This window comes from Alishewanella longhuensis (assembly GCF_014653435.1).
Classification (GTDB): Bacteria; Pseudomonadota; Gammaproteobacteria; order Enterobacterales; family Alteromonadaceae; genus Alishewanella; species Alishewanella longhuensis.
Map to the genome: position 1 here is coordinate 313,930 of NZ_BNAO01000003.1, position 17,854 is coordinate 331,783.

At 45.3% G+C, this 17,854-nt stretch carries 14 protein-coding genes and 1 pseudogene; 2 read left to right on the forward strand and 13 right to left on the reverse strand.

Annotated features, from left to right (window positions below):
• Nucleotides 1-4: 4 nt before the first annotated feature.
• The 11 genes from IE163_RS17935 to IE163_RS08550 all read right to left on the reverse strand — a co-directional run bounded on the left by IE163_RS17935 (nt 5) and on the right by IE163_RS08550 (nt 10,106).
• Nucleotides 5-484, reverse strand: a complete 480-nt coding sequence (locus tag IE163_RS17935) for a prepilin-type N-terminal cleavage/methylation domain-containing protein (protein ID WP_189432217.1) — start codon at nt 482-484, stop codon at nt 5-7.
• A gap of 9 nt (nt 485-493) precedes the next feature.
• Nucleotides 494-1,036 (reverse strand): prepilin-type N-terminal cleavage/methylation domain-containing protein, encoded by a 543-nt coding sequence (locus IE163_RS17940; protein WP_189432219.1) that lies wholly within the window; start codon nt 1,034-1,036, stop codon nt 494-496.
• A gap of 73 nt (nt 1,037-1,109) precedes the next feature.
• Nucleotides 1,110-2,327 carry a type II secretion system F family protein gene (locus IE163_RS08510; protein WP_189432220.1) on the reverse strand — a complete coding sequence of 406 codons (1,218 nt, stop codon included), beginning with the start codon at nt 2,325-2,327 and terminating at the stop codon, nt 1,110-1,112.
• 3 nt (nt 2,328-2,330) lie between these two features.
• A complete protein-coding gene (locus IE163_RS08515; protein WP_189432222.1) occupies nt 2,331-4,073 on the reverse strand; it encodes a GspE/PulE family protein in 1,743 nt (580 codons plus the stop codon).
• 2 nt (nt 4,074-4,075) lie between these two features.
• A complete protein-coding gene (locus IE163_RS08520) occupies nt 4,076-5,086 on the reverse strand; it encodes a hypothetical protein (protein WP_189432224.1) in 1,011 nt (336 codons plus the stop codon).
• Complete coding sequence (locus IE163_RS08525) at nt 5,083-5,961, reverse strand: ExeA family protein (protein WP_189432226.1); 879 nt, start codon at nt 5,959-5,961, stop codon at nt 5,083-5,085. Before IE163_RS08525 ends, IE163_RS08520 begins: the two co-directional genes overlap by 4 nt.
• A gap of 3 nt (nt 5,962-5,964) precedes the next feature.
• Nucleotides 5,965-7,593, reverse strand: coding sequence for a pilus (MSHA type) biogenesis protein MshL (gene mshL, locus IE163_RS08530; RefSeq protein WP_229833491.1), 1,629 nt, complete (start codon nt 7,591-7,593; stop codon nt 5,965-5,967).
• 22 nt (nt 7,594-7,615) lie between these two features.
• Nucleotides 7,616-7,954, reverse strand: a complete 339-nt coding sequence (locus IE163_RS08535; RefSeq protein WP_189432229.1) for a hypothetical protein — start codon at nt 7,952-7,954, stop codon at nt 7,616-7,618.
• Nucleotides 7,932-8,582 carry a hypothetical protein gene (locus IE163_RS08540; protein ID WP_189432231.1) on the reverse strand — a complete coding sequence of 217 codons (651 nt, stop codon included), beginning with the start codon at nt 8,580-8,582 and terminating at the stop codon, nt 7,932-7,934. The genes IE163_RS08535 and IE163_RS08540 overlap by 23 nt, the downstream gene beginning before the upstream one ends.
• Nucleotides 8,579-9,172: a hypothetical protein gene (locus IE163_RS08545; protein WP_189432234.1), complete on the reverse strand. Its 594-nt coding sequence runs from the start codon at nt 9,170-9,172 to the stop codon at nt 8,579-8,581. Before IE163_RS08545 ends, IE163_RS08540 begins: the two co-directional genes overlap by 4 nt.
• On the reverse strand, nt 9,156-10,106 hold the full coding sequence (locus IE163_RS08550; RefSeq protein ID WP_189432236.1) for a hypothetical protein: 951 nt from the start codon (nt 10,104-10,106) through the stop codon (nt 9,156-9,158). Before IE163_RS08550 ends, IE163_RS08545 begins: the two co-directional genes overlap by 17 nt.
• Before the next feature lie 243 nt (nt 10,107-10,349).
• Between IE163_RS08550 and IE163_RS08555 the strand changes: the two genes are divergently transcribed.
• Nucleotides 10,350-12,233, forward strand: coding sequence for a propionyl-CoA synthetase (locus IE163_RS08555; protein WP_189432238.1), 1,884 nt, complete (start codon nt 10,350-10,352; stop codon nt 12,231-12,233).
• A 78-nt stretch (nt 12,234-12,311) separates the two neighbouring features.
• Here the strand turns inward: IE163_RS08555 and IE163_RS08560 are convergent, their stop codons facing one another.
• Nucleotides 12,312-13,703, reverse strand: a complete 1,392-nt coding sequence (locus tag IE163_RS08560; RefSeq protein ID WP_189432240.1) for an MBL fold metallo-hydrolase RNA specificity domain-containing protein — start codon at nt 13,701-13,703, stop codon at nt 12,312-12,314.
• Nucleotides 13,704-14,289: 586 nt separating this feature from the next.
• On the opposite strand from IE163_RS08560, the pseudogene hepT reads away from it, so the two are divergent.
• A pseudogene (gene hepT, locus IE163_RS17795) lies at nt 14,290-14,499 on the forward strand (type VII toxin-antitoxin system HepT family RNase toxin); the annotation flags it as partial.
• Nucleotides 14,500-14,878: 379 nt separating this feature from the next.
• On the opposite strand, the gene IE163_RS08570 reads toward hepT, so the two are convergent.
• Nucleotides 14,879-17,854, reverse strand: a 2,976-nt coding sequence (locus tag IE163_RS08570; protein ID WP_444541872.1) for a VPS10 domain-containing protein, incomplete at its 5' end; no start/stop codon positions are given.

A 17,854-nucleotide genomic window follows, 5' to 3' on the forward strand; every position in this document is an offset into this window, starting at 1 on the left:
CGACTTAACACCCGGTATTAACAATAGTAATCACCGGTTTTTGGCCAGCGCCGCCAGAAGCTGCGTAGCTCACATGGCACTCATCAGGAGCATTAAGTGGCTTAATAATTAACGGGCCTGTACCAGTAATGCTCCACTCTTCTGTTGCAAGCTCAGCGATATTTCTAAGGGTAGCAGCGTCTGCTCCCGGATAGCCGTTAGTCAGCGTAAACTGACCGTCAGCACAAGCGCTGTCTGTTGTCGCCAAAACGTCACCTGCCAAGTTTAAACAAGCAGTGCCAGTTTGACGCCCAGCAATAATGGCTTTACCGTAAACCAAGGATGATGCCGATTCCAGCGCACCTTTTACGCCATTTAAGGTGGATTTTCTGGCATCAGTGGCAAAGTTAAAAAACCTTGGTGCTGCGGTAACCGCTAAAATGCCCAAGATCACAATAACAATAATTAACTCAATTAACGTAAAACCACCCTGTTGACGTTTCATAGATACACCTCAGTTTTTATTAATAAAAGTACTTACCCGGCCGGTTGCCGGTACATAGACAAAACCATTTAAATTGACCAGGCTGGCTGGCACACTGGCCAACCCAGCGGCTTGAAAATATAAACAGGCATGATCAGGGGCAAACAACTGCGTATCTACCCTAATATATAATCTGGCGCGCCGAATATCTTCAATATTGGCGGAAATAGTGGCTCGGGGCGGGCTTTGCATAATTGAGTCCAACACCACTAAACACTGCGCGGCGGTCATTGCCTGCGGCAAACCACCGCCGGTAGGATAACCATTGGCCCCTAAAGCAATTAAGGTGCCATCGAGCTGAACCTGGCCAGAAGGCCGCCCTGCTAACTCCCACTGGCTGCGGGTTAGCATCACGGCAGAGGCAAAGGCGCTGGCTGTGGCTTCAACGGAGACTTCTTCTGCATCTTTCGTGGCACTAATAAAGCGCGGTAACGCCACCGCGGCTAACAAGCCTAAGATGATAATAACAATCACCAGTTCTATTAGCGTAAAGCCTTGTTTGTTTTGATACATCTGAGCTAACCTTATATAAGTACCTTGATTATGCGTTAGAAATTACTTTATTGCCAACAATAAACGATGGCTATTAACGTCCTTTATAAGCATCTAACATATCCCACATCGGCGTAAATATACCCAATGCCAGTATCAACACCATAGCCGCCACTATAGCGATTAAGATAGGTTCAATCTTGCTGGTCAGGCTTTTTAAATCATAAGCCACTTCGCGTTCGTAAAAGCCGGCAACCTCTGTTAGCATTTCGTCCATCTGTCCGGTTTCTTCACCTACAGACAGCATTTGTAACACCAGCGGTGTAAAAATCGCACTTTGCTGCGCAACTCTAAATAAGCTTTCTCCGCGCTCAATACTGCGACGCATTTCCCGAATCAATTCCGCCAAATGATCATTATCTACCGCGTCGGCCACCAAATTAAGTGCCGTGGTAATAGGCACACCCGCCCTTAACATCATGCCAAAGCTACGGGCAAAACGGCCCAAAGTAGCGCGATTGATAATATCGCCAATTAAGGGTAACCGCAGTTTCCATTTACCCCAAAACAGTCGACCAGGCAGCGTTTTTAAATAATAGCGCCACCAAACTACCGCTACGACACTAAAAAATAACAAGTAGGGCCAATAATGAATAAAAAAGTTAGAACTGGCCAATAATGCCTTGGTAGACCAGGGCAATTCGGCATTAAAGCGGCTAAACATGGCAGCAAACTGCGGGATCACAAAAAGGTTCATAATCACCAGAGCGATCAGTAATGCCACTAAAACCATGGTTGGATAACGGCCAGCTTGTTTTATTTGCTTGCGGGTTTCTTGTTCTTGCTCAAAATAAAAACTGAGTTGTAAAAAAGCTTCATCAAGTCGCCCGGTATTTTCCCCAACATGTACCATGCTAATAATCAATCGGTTAAAAATCTGCGGATGGCTTGCCATGGCCGTCGACAAATTACGACCATTTTGTAGTTGCTCTAATAAATCAATTAATACCGCACCTAATGCATCAGAACGAGTGCTTTCTTGTAAACTGCCAATAGCCCGAATGATCGGAATACCCGCTTTAATCAGCGAATACATTTGGCGAGAAAAGATAATCAGCTCTTCTAATCCCACTTTCTTACTAAAAAAACCAGTTTTGTTGCTTTTGCCAAGCTCAACAGCCTGCTGTAATTGCAGCACAATCAAACCACGCTCTCGCAGTAAAGCAGCAGCAGCTGGTGCGCTTAAGGCCTCTAGCTGACCATTGACCGCTCTGCCACTGCCGTCTCTGGCCTGGTACTGAAAAGCGGGCATGGTTTAGCTGTTCTCCTGCTGCAAAGTCACTGCCTCTGGTCGTTCCGACTCCAGATATTCTGAGACTTTAATGACTTCCTCTAAACTGGTGATACCCTGCTGCGCATAATCCAGAGCCATCAGCCCAAGGCTAGTAAACCCTTCACTCTGATAAGCCTGTGCTGCAAAGTTTTCTGCGTCATTTCGGCGCAGCGCATCAGCCAGAGGCTTACTCATTACCAACAATTCAAAAACCCCCAAGCGCCCTTTGTAACCGGTGTTATTACAGGATTGACAACCAGGACCATGCCAAAAAACGGTACCTTCAGGAATATGGTGGTATTTCAACCAATTTTGTTCCAGCTCATCGGGTTGATAAGGCGTTTTACAATATTCGCACAGCTTGCGAATCAAACGTTGTGCTACTATGGCTCTTAGTGCACTGGCGACTAAATAAGGTGCAGCCCCCATATCCACTAAGCGTAAGGTACTGGTAACCGCATCGTTGGTGTGTAGGGTCGATAGCACCAAGTGTCCCGTTAAAGCACCGCGCAATCCCATTTCGGCGGTTTCTTGATCACGCATCTCGCCCACCATAATAATATCAGGATCCTGGCGTAACGTGGTTCGCAGCACCTTACTAAAATTCAAATCAATTTTTGGATTAATTTGCACCTGATTAATCCGCGGCAACCGGTACTCCACCGGATCTTCTACCGTAATAATTTTACTGCCAGGCTGATTGAGCTCGCTCAGCATACCGTATAGCGTAGTTGTTTTACCTGAGCCTGTTGGGCCCGTTACTAACACCATACCATGTGGACTTTTGATAATACGGCGGATCCGACTTAACATCGCCGCTGGCATACCGGTGTCATTCAATGTCAGCATCCCGGCAGATTGATCTAATAGGCGCATTACGACCGATTCACCATATTGCACCGGCATGGTCGACATCCGAATATCAATTTTATGGTGTTTAACGGTGATTTGAAAACGACCGTCTTGCGGCAAGCGTTTTTCGGAAATATCTAGACTGGCCATTAACTTTAAACGCAGTACCAGCGCCGAGGCGATACTCACCTCGTTCAAAATATTTTCCTGTAAAACACCATCCACCCGCTGCCGGATCCGTAGCACTTTTTCATCTGGTTCTATATGAATATCCGAAGCGCGCACTTGCAGTGCATCTTCAAAAATAGACTGCAACAATCGAGAAATCGTATTGTCAGCTTCTGACTGTCCCTGCCCTAAGCTAAACTCATCTTCTGGCGCAGCCCCATATTCTTCTTTTAACTGAGTGGCAAAGCTCTCAATATCCTTGGTACGGCGATATAAGGTATCAAAAGCCTGCATTAATTGGCCTTCGCGTACCACCGCCAACCTGATTTCTCTGGGGGCTAAAATTTGTGCTAACTGATCTAAAGCCGTTAGATCTGCTGGATCACTCATACCAAGCAGCAAGGAGTGTTCATCGGCCTCTAGCACTAAAGCGCGAAAACGACGTGCCTGCACTTCGCTTAATAACTGCGCCACTTTGGGCTCTATGCGCTGCTGCGCGATATCTAAAAAAGGTAGTTGTAACTGTTGTGCTAAAAACTGCAGCAATTGGGTTTCGCTTAAAAAGGCTAACTCAATTAGCGTCGCCCCAAGCTTTCGCCCCGTTTCTTGTTGACGTTTTAGTGCCTGCCCCAGTTGTAACTCGCTAATAATATGTTCATGAACCAGCAAGTCGCCCAGGCGCATTTTTAATTTAGGTTTTTGCATAGTCATAACTTCATTTGGCTAAGTTGCTGTTGTAAGTAGGCCTGGCTTGCTGCTGGCAGCTGGGTTCGATGTTGCCAGGCTATCACATAAAAACGCTGTGCTAACTCATTGGCACTAAGCTGCTGTGCTGAAATACCTGCAGCCAGATTCCAGCCAGCATGTGTCGGTTCAAGCTGCAACAATTGCTGATAAAGCTCTAGCGCTGCCGACCACTCGGCTTGTTGCTGCAATACCGCTGCTTTTAACGCAAAATACGCTGGAAAGGTCGCGATAGGTTCAGCGGCCGATAAATACGCCAGCGCTTGCTGCCATTGTTGTGCTGAAGCCGCGCTTACGGCTAATTCATATTGTTGCTGTAACACAGACACCGGTGCTTGCTCTATCGTTAATCTCGATTCAGGCATTGCAGATTCTTGCTGTGATACTACCTCAGAAACTGTCTGCGCGGATGGCGCTTCGGGCCGCGCCTCGGATAACGGCACGTTGATGACAGTAGCCGCCTTATCATTTAATTTTGCTTGTGCCTCGCCATTGGCACCATATGCTAAGTTAGTACTTTGCAAGATCGCAGGGCGCTCAGGTGCAACAGGCTGGCCCTGGTAAGAAAGGTCCGGTACTGACGCTGCATTAGGCTTAATTATGGCGTTATCGTTGGTCGCGATTTCTGTTACCTTCACCAGAGCATTCTGTACTTGCTGCGCTGTTGGTTGCAGAGCCGTTGACTGTTGTGTTGCTGTTTGTTCTGCTGCTGTTTGTTCTGCTGCTGTTTGTTCTGCTGTTAGCGGTTGTGCTGTTAACTGCTGGGCTGTTGGTGGCAATATTGGCCAATACCAAAAAGCTGCAGCAACAACCACTGCTAACATCATTAACGCTAAAAACTTACGCCGGCGCTTTGGCTGTTGCCAAGGTATGCTCTCAGACATCGTAGCAGTACTTTGCACAACAGTGTTGCTGAGTGGCGGGCTCGCTTCGCGTTGTTGCAAATCCTGCAGCATCTTATTAATAACACTCATAAACGGCTCCGTACCGCACCCAGCCACAGGATAACGCTACCGAGCAGCGGCACGCGATGCCAAAAATGCGCAACAGACTCAGTATCTGCGGCAGCATAACGCATATGGCGCCAGGTCACGCTGTGCTGCCCCTCACCATAGGCTAACATTAAGCATTTATGTGCCAGAATGTTTATCAATCTGGGGATACCCTTACTGTAAAAGTGCAGTAAGCTTAAAGCCGCCTCAGAAAACACAGGCCGCTCACAACCTGCTACTTTTAAACGATGAGCAATATAGTGTTTTACCTGCCAACTCGTCATACCCTCTAACTGATGCGAAAAAGTAATACGTTGCCGTAATTGTCGCAAACTGTTGGCCGCTAAACGTTGATCTAACTCAGGCTGACCAAATAAAACAACCTGCAGCAATTTTTGCTGTTCAGTTTCCAAATTAGTTAATAAACGCAGAGTTTCCAGGGTAGCGTCAGGTAGAGCTTGCGCTTCATCAATCACCAACACCACGCGTTTTTGTTGACCGGCCAGCAAAATGAGCTGCCGCTGCAAGAGTTGCAATAATTGTGGTGCGTCGATGTTCGCTGAAAACTTTAGGCCCAGCTCCTGCGCTAGCGCCCAGCGCAGTTCAAGCGGCGTTAAAGTTGGATCGGGAATATAAGCTAACTGCCAGTCAGCTGGGGCTTGCGTCAGTAATAGGCGACACAATAGCGTTTTGCCAGTACCAACCTCACCGGTCACTTTAATAAAGCCCTCACCACTGTTTAAAGCCGTCCTTAATACCGCCAACGCTGCCTCATGCTGCGGCAAACTCAGGTAAAACGAGGTGTCCGGCGTTAAGCTAAAAGGCGTTTGCGTTAGCTGAAAGAAGCCGGCATACATGCTTTACTGCCCTTGCGTCCAGCTTTGGATCTGCTCAGCCGATTGACCTATTTGCTGCTGCCACACCCCAGGGGCAATCACCGTTGGCCGCAGTAAAATCACCAACTCTTTCTTTTGCTCAACCTGCTTTTTACTCGTAAATAACTGCCCCAGTCCCGGAATGGCTCCCAATAAAGGTGTGCGTGATACCGAGTCTGATTTTACTGTTTGCATTAAGCCGCCAATAACCACTATTTCGCCACTGCGTGCTCTAATTAATGTATCCGATTGCCGAATATTACTTTGCGCCAGCGGTAATACTATTACTTCATCGCTAAAACGAATGGTCTTATTTTGCTCCGATGTTTCGGTAACAGAGGGGTTAATATGTAAGATCACAGTCCCATTTTCATCAATTTGCGGCGTAACATCTAGCGCAATACCAGAAAAAAACGGTTGTAAACTAATATTAGGTGAGCTTATTGGGCTACCGGTACTGGGCACAGCAATATTGTTGGTAACATCTGTCACGAAATACTCGTCTTGCCCTACTTTAATCACAGCCTTTTGATTGTTCATCGCGGTAACTCGTGGGCTGGAGAGGACCTGCGCATTACCCTGAGTTTGCAATAAGGTAATAACACCATTAAAGTCAGCATTACTGAAGGTAAGAGACGTAACGCCACCAAGTTGCGAACTAATAACATTAGACGCCAACCCGGCCGAGGTAGACAAATTAAACTCTGTACTACGTAATGATGCTAACGCATTTTGCCAGTTAATACCTTGCTGATAATCATCGCTTAACGTCACTTCAATAATACGGGCTTCGAGTACTACCTGTCGCTGCAAATGGGCTTCGGTTTGTCCTAAAAACGTGCGGATCGCGGCCAGCTCTTGCGGCATAGCCCGCACTGTCACCAACCCCGCTTGCGGACTAACCACCACCATCCGCTCCGGCCCATCAGGTAAAAAGGCTTTTAAGGTTTGCTCCAAATCTTTCCAAAAATCAGTGCGGTTTTCTGTTTGGATACTGCTGCCGCTAAATTGCTGCTGATTCCCCAGTTGCCCCTGGTTGCCTATATTGTTGTTTTGTGAGCCATTACTATTCAAACCGCCACGATTTGATAAATTATTTTGATTATTGCTATTTTGCGATACGCCGCCAGAATTTACCGTAATAGAGGATAGGCCATGCCGCTGTAACATTAAGTAATTTACTGCAATGGTTTCGGTACGCAGCTCGGGTGGCAATACCTGATAAATAGTGCCGTTACGGCGCACCTCCACAGCAAACATTTGTTGAATTAGTGCCAGTGTCTCTGGCAAGGTTACCTGCTTTAATTGCAAACTAACGGTACCGTCAATGGCAGGATGCACAACCAAGCTATAGGGCGTATCGACCACTAAAGAACGCAAAAAGTCAGCGAGCGGCACCGCTTGCGCATTTACATTAAAGCGTGGTTCTGCTGGCGGTATTGGTCGCAAGCTCTCAGCAAGCAACTCTTGCTGCACTGCCAGAGGGACTGCGCTTGGAGTTAGATCAGAAGCTGCTGGTGCTGTACTGGCCGCTTGTTGTAACGCCCCCCGGGCCAATTGTGTTTGCTGATCCGAGGCCGTGATTTTACAACCCTGTAAAAGTAAGGTGCTCATGCAAAGTGCAGTAATGCTAAGGTTATTCAGGTTCATAAGTCTTTATCGAATTATTATTAATAGTAAGTTGCATTTGACCGTTCTCTGATACCAAAACGACTTTATCAGCAGTAATGCTAAGCACTTTATATGCTGCCAGCATATCCCCTACTTTCAGCATTTGCCCATTTAGCATGGCCTTGTAGCCGTCTGCGTTTTTTAAAATAAGTTGTAACTTTACTGGATACTCTTGATTACCGGGCGCAGTGTCCAAATTGTCCAACGACATTTTGGGCGGACGTGTAGGATCTGCCTGGGCCGGTGAGCACAGAGCAAAACACCCCGACAGTAGCAGTAATTTAAAACTGAATATAGCTTTCATCTGCACTTACCGTAGAAATAAACAACGTCATTTGTGCCTTAGGGTACTCTAACACCTGGTATTCCAATTTCTGCCAAGTGAACAACCAGGGTAATACTTCAACCTGTTCTAGTAACGACTTAAGCTGCATATAATTTCCCGTTACGCTTAATACTGTGACATGCTGAAATAGCTGTACCGGCGCCTCTGGTGATTCACCGGGTAAACGAATGGGCACTGCCGGCTCGCTGCGTAAAGACACTAACTGCAGTGCCGATAGCGGCCCCAGTATATCTTGCAACATTTTTACCGTTTGACTACCGGTAATAAACTGCTGTCGATAAGCACCAAGCTCTTTCAGCAATACAGCCTGTTGCTGTTGTTTACTGACAATATCAAGCTGAATTGGCTGATTAATATCTTGGCTTAACTGTTGTTGTAAAAGCGTCAATTGCTGTGAAAGCGCCTGATTAACCCGCTCTAGCGAAAGTGTTTGCTGCTTAACTGCTTGCCACCTGAGATAAGCTGGCTCCAGCAAAAATATCAAACTTACCCATATCATCAGAGCTAATGAGCCAAAAAACACCAGGCGCTTTTCCCGCAATTGCAGCTTGGTATAGCGTTCGGTAACTTGCTGCCATGCACTCATGGTGCTGCTCCTTGCTGCGCCTGCAAACTAAATTGCACCGTGCTACTATTCTGCAATTGTTGTAACTGTATTTGCTGAAATTGCTGGCCCTGTAGTTGCTCAAGCTGAGCCAACTGCTCCAACCATAACGCTACACTGCCGGGTAATGAAGTAAACCCTTGCCAGAAGCTTTGATGAGGTTCTAACACAAAGCGGCTTAACCAAAGTTGAGGCTGATCAATAACGACTAAATGACTAAACACCTTGCTAAACTTTGCCGCGCTTTGTTGCCTCAGGCCCAAGAACTGTAATAAAACCTGCTGTTGCTGCAGCTCTCGCTGTAAAGCCTCTTGTTGTTGCAACAACGCCTGCTCGGGAGCGCGCTGAATTAACGCTTGCTGTAACAATTCGGCCTGTGTTTGCAGCTGTTGCTGCTGTTGTTGCAAAGTAAACAGCTGTTGTTGCTGTTGTTTAGTATAAAAATGCAAGGCTGCCAGTAACGCTGCGGCAAATACGAAAATAACCAATACCAACTTGAGCAATGCAGCCAGTGGCAATACTGGTTTTAGCGGTAATAAACTTACTGAAAATAAATTAACCTGCTGCTTCAAGGCTAGGCTCTCCTGTTTGCATCAATGTCGCCATTGCCACTATTGCTGGCCACCAAAGTTGCAAATCAACTTGCGATGCCCACGACCACGGCTCAGGCAGTGGCATCAGCCTTACCTGATTAAAACCTGCTTGGTGAAACAGCGCCGGTAAAGCCTCTAACTCAGGATGTGCCATTAACAGTAGAACTTCTCGTACCGGTGGCAATTTTAACTGGCCTTCAACAAAATCCATTGACCGTTGTACTTCCAGCAATAAATTGTCAAATAATCCAAATTGTAATTGGGTAACGGGTGTGGCTAAAAACTGCTGAAAACCACGTAGATGCCGACTAAAACACAACTGACCATCACGCATTACTTGTAAAATAAGGTCATTATTAGGTTGCTGCTGTAATACCAATCGGGTGGGCCCCTGCACGGGAACTAAATCACGACTTAACAGCTCCTCTGCAAAAATGTGGGTTACTCCAAGCTTGGCTTGCTGTAGATACTCACATAACTGCTGAAGCGAACTCTTTGCCGCAACAACCACATTTATTTTTGCCGGCGCACCGGCGGTTGCCGTTAAGTCCAGATAATCTAGCTGCATTTCTTCAGGGGCTAACGGACATAAATCTTTTAAAAGCCAGGGTAACGCCTGCAGCAACTCAGTTTCAGTTGGTAAATTGGGTTTATCTAAAGGAATAATTTGATAAAGCTCAGGGGATAAAACCACCGCCACTTCGCCACTTGGCGGTAAAGATGAGAGAATTTGCAGCATATTTTCCGGAAACACTTTAGTCTCGCCGACCAGCTGCTCGGTACGTAACTGCCAGCCCTGCTTTGCTCGCTCGGCATGCAGCAACTTTATTTGCTGATTAAATACATGCAACACTAGTAAAGATTGCCCTTCAGTGGAGCCTCGCGACCATTTTCGCAAAAACTGCTGCAACATACTTTACGTTTTCTCTTCTTATAATTTATAACTTAAGCATAGCGATAAGCATCTGACTGAGCAATAAATTTTTACCGGCTAATCGGCTATTCATGCCTAACGCCCGCTTGCATACAAATACTGTGGTAGCTAAACCCCGGCATTCACTAACAGCGTAAGAAATAGCCATTGGTCTAAGTTTTATTCAGTGAAAAATTTTGTACAGTAAGCAAATAACCATAAAACTAATAAGGACAACAAGTGATGTCTTACCTACAAGAATATCAAGCTTCTGTTACTGATCCTGCCGCCTTTTGGGCAGCCAAAGCAGAAAAGCTTGCCTGGTTTAAAAAACCCTCTCAAATACTCAATGAACAAAATGGCCAGTATCAATGGTTTGTCGACGGCGAACTAAATACCAGCTATCTCGCGTTGGATTATCATATTGAACAAGGCCGCGGAGAACAATGCGCCCTTATTTATGATTCACCGGTTACCGGTACCAAACAGCGCTACAGCTATTTAGCTTTGCGAGATGCGGTGGCCCGCTTTGCTGGCGTATTAAAAGCAAATGGTGTCACTAAAGGTGATCGGGTGGTCATTTATATGCCAATGATCCCAGAGGCAGCTATTGCTATGTTAGCCACTGCACGACTTGGTGCTGTACACTCGGTCGTTTTTGGTGGTTTTGCGCCGCACGAACTCGCGGTGCGAATCGATGACGCCACGCCAAAGGTGGTGATTAGTGCTTCTTGTGGCATCGAAATTAATCGGGTAATTGCCTACAAACCCTTGCTTGATAGTGCCCTGGAGAAAGCTAGCCATCAACCCGAGCGCTGTATTATTTTGCAGCGGCCGCAATATACCGCAACCTTACTGGCCGAGCGCGATCTCGACTGGCAGCAGGCAATGGTAACGGCTGAACCTGCAGCACCGGTTGCGGTTAATAGCACAGATCCGCTGTACATTCTCTACACCTCTGGTACCACCGGAAAACCTAAAGGGGTGGTCCGAGATAATGGTGGCCATGCCGTAGCGCTGAGCTATAGCATGAAAGCCATCTACAACATGGATCTTGGTGACGTTTTTTGGGCTGCCTCTGATGTTGGCTGGGTTGTTGGGCATTCTTACATCGTTTATGGCCCATTGCTTGCTGGCTGCACCACCATACTGTATGAAGGCAAACCGGTTTTCACCCCCGATGCTGGCGCATTTTGGCGGGTTTGCGCTGAGTATGGTGTAAAAGCAATATTTGCTGCCCCCACGGCATTCAGAGCCATTCGTAAAGAAGATCCTGAAGCCGTTCTTATGCAGCAATACGATCTTAGAAAACTAGAAAGTATTTTTATGGCGGGCGAGCGTTTAGATCCCCCCACTTACCACTGGGCTTGTCAGGTGTCGGGTAAACCCGTTATTGACCATTGGTGGCAAACAGAAACAGGCTGGTCTATCTGCGCAAACTTAGCCGGAATTGAATTACTTCCGGCCAAAGCGGGCTCTGCAACCTGTGCTGTGCCTGGCTACAATCTACAGATCCTAGATGATGAAGGTAAACCCGTCGCTGCCAATCAACAAGGTAATATTGCTATCAAGCTGCCGCTGCCTCCTGGCTGTTTAACCACGGTCTGGGGTAATCCAGAGCGTTTTACCTCAGGTTACCTAAACCAGTTCCCTGGATACTATGCAACAGGTGATGGCGGATATTTGGACGAAGAGGGTTATCTATTCGTGATGGGCAGAACTGACGACGTAATCAATGTGGCGGGACATCGTTTATCCACCGGTGAAATGGAAGAAATCATTGCCTCACATCCCGCCGTGGCTGAATGCTGCGTAATCGGCTTACCCGACGCCTTAAAAGGACAACAACCCGTTGGTTTTGTGTTGCTAAAAAATGGCATCGTTGCCAATACACAAGACATTGAAGCAGAACTTGTTGCCTTGGTAAGACAAGAAATCGGCGCCGTTGCCAGCTTTAAACGTGCGCTGGTGGTGCCACGCTTACCTAAAACCCGCTCGGGAAAAATTCTACGCAAATTGTTACGGCAAATAGGCGAAGGACAAGACTACCAAATCCCCTCAACTATCGACGATCCCGCCAGCTTACCTGAGCTGGCGCAACTCATGAAACAACACGGCCTCACCTAACTGGTCCGACCCAACTCCGGTACCGGTCTGAGCTCAGAGCTCTTACCGGTACCGGAGTTGTGTGGATAAGTTTGACGTTTAGTTTGCAATAACTGCCTGTATAGCTAAGTCTAAAAATGCCTGTTTTAAATGTTGTTTTGCAATTTCATCACCGTGCACCAACCTTACTTCTGCTGGCTTTTTTCGCATACCAGTAACAAAACGCAATAACCCTTGCTGATCAGCATGCGCCGAATAACCACTTAAAGTAAGTACCTCTGCCTTAATATCTAACCGTTCTCCGGCAATTTGCACATAGCCGCCTCGCGGGCCATATTTTTGAATGGCCGCACCCAAGGTACCCAGCGCCTGATAACCAATAAAAATGACTTGATGTACCGGATCAGGCAACATGGCTTTTAAATAGTTTACTATTCTGCCGCCTTCACACATGCCGCTGGCGGCAATCACAATGGCAGGTTTGTGGGTACTTGTAAGCAAGTTTACTGCCGCTAAATGCTCGGCATGGCTATCGATAGTATGAAGTTGACTAAAATTAAGCGGGTGCCGGCCAGTAAGCAACTTTTTGCGTGCTTCGTTATCCCAACAAGCTGTAAGTTGGCTATAAGCCACATTAAACTTAGCCGCCAGGGGCGAATCGACAATAATTGTGAGTTCATCCCAACACAAATTACTGTGTATCGCTTTGCCGCGTAACCGATAAATCAGCGTTTCTAATTCGTAAAGTAACTCCTGAGTACGACCAATACTAAAAGCCGGAAATAGCACAGTTCCATTATCTTGTAATGAATGAAGCAAAGCCTGCTCTAAGCGCTTAATTCGTAAGCGCCGCTCAGCATGCTGTTTATCACCATAAGTACTTTCTAATACCACGATATCGGCTTGGTAAGGTGGCTTGGGTGCAGGCAGCAACGGCGAGTATGGCGCGCCGAGATCACCAGAAAATACCGTGATAAAGGGTTTACCATTTGCCTGCTGATGTTTAATTTCAACATAAGCCGAACCTAAAATATGTCCGGCTTTTTGCAGTCGAAAAGTCCCTTTGTTATCTGGCAAGGGTAACCAGCGATTAAATTCACACGGGATAATTTGCTGTTGAATAGTGCGCAAAAAGCCGGCTATCAGCTGCTCATCACGCGTTACCCCAATTTTTAAAGCATCTTCTAATACCAAGGGTAATAAATGTGCGGACGCCACCGAGCAATAAATAGGCCCACGAAAACCTGCAGCCAATAAATAAGGAATGCGCCCAACATGATCAATATGCACATGGGTAACAATTAAAGCACGAATATGCGCAATCGGAAAATTAACCGCTAGGGCTTCTTTATGGCCACTCCCCTGCTCATCGCCCTGAAATAAGCCACAATCGATAAGTACCGCATAATCAGGCGCTAGCTGATACTCATGGCAAGAGCCGGTAACGCCATCAACTGCACCATGGTGAATAAATGTAGGTTGTTTAACCATCAGATTGCTCCAGCAATAGGTGATACAACACTACTTTAGCAATAGAAACGAATTTGCAACACATAGCAAATAAAGAAATACTATAAATGGCTACACCAAAGCTTCAGGAATCAACATATTGCCCTATTAGAAACAATGCCCGATGGCTTTGAGCATGTAAGGTTGTAGAGGTTTAGCTAATTAGGCAATTAGCCAAGCCTTTTCTGATAAAGTATATACCCAGCCGCAATGCATAGCGCTTGATTGGGCAGCAGAATTAAGTCTTCCAGAGGAAATGCTATCTATTGTAGATATTAATCAAGCACCCATTTATTTAGCGTATCAAATAATTGAGAGCGGTTAGCTAATTTATAGTGATGGCAGCGCTCGGGCACGGAAAGGAGATAACTCGGATCAATAGCCTATTTGAATACCAACAGCGAGAATCAAAGCAATGAATAATAATGAAAATGACTTGCTACTCTACTTAACTGAAGCGGCAAACCATGTACAAGAATACTGTCAGCAACTTGATGAGCTTCGTACAGATCTAGTGCAAGGAGAACTACGCCGACGAGATTATTTGGCAATATAGCGTTTATTACAACTTCTAACGGAATTGAGCATTGGCTTAGCTAAACATTGTTTAAAAAAATACCAGCAACAAACATCTGTAGATGCCTATCAAACTTTTTCAAAGCTACACCAGCACCGCATGATAACAGCAGATGAACTTACAGAGTGGCGTCAGATTCTTGGTATGCGCAACGGGCTAGTCCACGATTACCTGAATATTGGACGCTTAATCGTCTCATAAGGCCTTTATAGCATGCTCGCTGAATTCTGTGAAAAAGCTATTAGGTTTTTATGGTAAATTCCCACAAACCGGCATTTAAATGTCAGCAAAGGCAAAATGGACCAGTGCATTTAACGTTTTTTTATTACATTTAAATCAATCGAGTTATCCGAGAGGATTGATGAAATACAACATTTTCAATCTTCGCTAGCTCCGATTAACTGACAAAGATAACAGAACTGGCAGAATTTAATAAAGAACATGACTTATCCTAACAGGTAATACACAACACCGGTGCAGTTTCTAGCTCGTAACTACACCGATATTGTGTGAATAACATTTTTGGCTAAGCTTTTCTATTAAAAGTGAAGTTTTATTAACATAACATTCATCAACAGGATTATTTGAAGTCAAAAATAACTTCAATATCTCTATCTAGGGTGAAACTACACATGCCACCAGTTTTCTCTTCACAAATTGACGGCAGAACTGCAGGAGCTTCAGATAATATCCTCAGTGTTACTGCACTGCCATTTTTAAAGCGATACTTGCAGTTTTCACCACAACTTAAGCCATAATTATCAGCTAGAACTGAACTAACAACGTCAGTGTCGGCCTTTTCAAGTTTAATAGATAGCTCAGAGGTGTTTTCATACTTTTCAGCTGAATGCAAACCACTGTTAGTTATAAAATACCAATTATCGCTTTTCACATCAAAATGTACACCCAGTATTGGGGGTGCGGAAGTATCCCAACGAAACGGTCTATACCAGCTTTCTCCACGATTTTCAGACACATAAAAAGTACCTTCATTTCGGGAACGTCCAAAAAGTATTTGTGGGTTATCTGGATGAACTTGCACAACAAGACTTCGATACATCGACGGCCAAAAATTGGTAGCCAAATTACCGCTAATTTTTCGCCAAGTGAAACCACCATCTTCAGACATCATCATACCGCCGATAGCTTCAATATTGCGTCCTGCAAAAACAAAGAGCACCTTATCATTAGACATATCATAACCACGAAGCTCAACACCTTGAGGAAATAATGGCCCTATCGGTTCAGCAGTCTTACCTCCGTCTAAAGACATATACAATTGAGAACCACTACTGAAATACAATTTATCTGGATTTTTAACGTCTAACTGAAACGCTAGTGGCGAAGATGGCGGAAAAAGAGGAAAATAGACCGTATTATAAAATTCCCAACTAGAGCCACCATCGGTTGTTTTTAACATTTTATCTTCAAATGTTCTTGCATAGATCACCTTTGGATCTGCTGGGCTTTCAATGATTTGATAAATACGTTGATCAGATTTTTGCTGCCAAGTGGTACCTGCATCACGACTGATAAACAACCCGGCAGTGCTGCCTGCAAGAAAAAGCCCAGATTGATAGCTACTTATTAAAACAGCTTCAGGGCCATAATTACCAAAGTCAAAGCCCTGTGAAGCACTCTCCCAGTTAAGCCCGCTATCTAAGGAACGCTGCATTGTATCCTGGTTGGCAACAAACATAATGTCAGGCCATCTTGGATTGAAGAATTGCTCCTCCCTGTATGGACTTGCATCAATAAGACTCAGCTCAGCACTTTGCAACTGCCACTCTCCAGCGACAGAACCTTGTCGATACAACCCAGAGCGACCATTGAGTGCTATATATAACAACTTACCAGAAGGCTCAACAGCAACGGATCCAATATACTTCTCAGTCGTGCCAGCAACCATTTGCCAAGTGGCCCCACGATTGAACGATTGATAAAGGCCTGGAGAACCTTCATTGGAAATAAAAGTTTGCCCAGAATAAAAAAACACTTCATCAGTATTATATGGATTCACAGAAATTCTAAACATTTCAGTTCTTGGCAAGTCAGCTGAATAATCTGTAAAACTACTGTTGAGATGATCGAAAACACCAAACCCCGTTATTGCTGAATAAGCTCTCTGAGTCAAAATAACGTATGGAAGTTCATGCGGCATAGGCTGGTAATTTTCAACCCCTGTCACTTGCCATGACTCACCATTATCACTCGTTACAAAAAGCTTAGGAGATTGGTTAAGCCTTGCAGCTGCATAAATAACATAATCATCCGCTTCTGGCACTACAGCAAAATCAAATATGAAGATGCCTTGTCCAGCTAATGGGCTAGAGATTTCATAAAAGTTTTCACCACCATCATCAGAACGTAATAAATAATCCCGCCCCATATTAACACTTGAAAAAATCACCCCATGTTTAGTAACCAAGGTATGTCGCTGACTGGGGAATCTGGAAAAAACTACACGTTCACCTCTGTAGTCAGTAAAATACTTATCTCCTCTCACTCCATCTGGGTAATTGGCATAAAGATCTTGCCAGCTCGCGCCGAAGTCCTTGCTAATTTGCATTAACTGCTGAGGCACGGGCCCCATAGTAGCAATTAAACGTCCGGGGTAATTTGGCACTGGAATAACTTTAGCGCCATGAGCGGGTAAATACTGCCAACTTTTCCCCTTATTATCAGAACGCGCCAAACTAAAGGGAGCACCATTAATAGAGACAGCACCAGCATACCAAGTATTCTCGTCTGTAATTGATATATGACGTAAAATACTCGGACCTCTAGGTTCATTTAACACTAACTTATCCGCAAAACCATATTGCAACGCCCTAAATTTAACAAAAATATCGCATGAAGCGGTAAGGGGCTCAGTTTTGAAAATGGTCCCTTTCAGCTCACCTTTGCATCCTTCAATGCTTTCAACCTCATGAGATTCATCTGCCTTAATTTCAAATTCTACCTGGTCTAAATAGCCAGCAGTCGCAAAGAATGGAATTGTTGTGCCACCTATGCTCGTTGAAGCTCGAACTTCATAATTGGCGGCACTAAATTGAAAAACGATTAAGCAATTTTGTGTCAAAATACCAGTAGTATAGGAATTACCATTTATCTGGCCAACAATGTCACCATTATCTCTACACGTATCGTAAAAGGTGACATTGTTGCCTGGAATTGGAATAACCTTAAAAGTGGCAGTACTACCTACCGGCACTTGCTGCTGAGCAGGTTCAACAGTACCATTGCCGTGCCATTCTGCCGTAACAGTTACAAGTTCCCTAGTAAAAGAGGCTCTAACCTCGCAATCAAACTTAATCTCACCGGTAGTGTATATAGTTCCTTCCAAACTACCATCACAGCCAGTCACACTTTCAATACTGTATCCATGATCGGCACTTATAGTAAAACTGGCACTGCTGCCATGGTTCACTGTTACACTGCCAGGGCTTATACTGCCTCCCATACCAGCACTGGCAGTAACGCTGTAGCTATTTTGGCTAAAGCTGGCCTGCACACCACAAGCACTGGTAATAGCCCCTGTGGTATAGGTGTTATC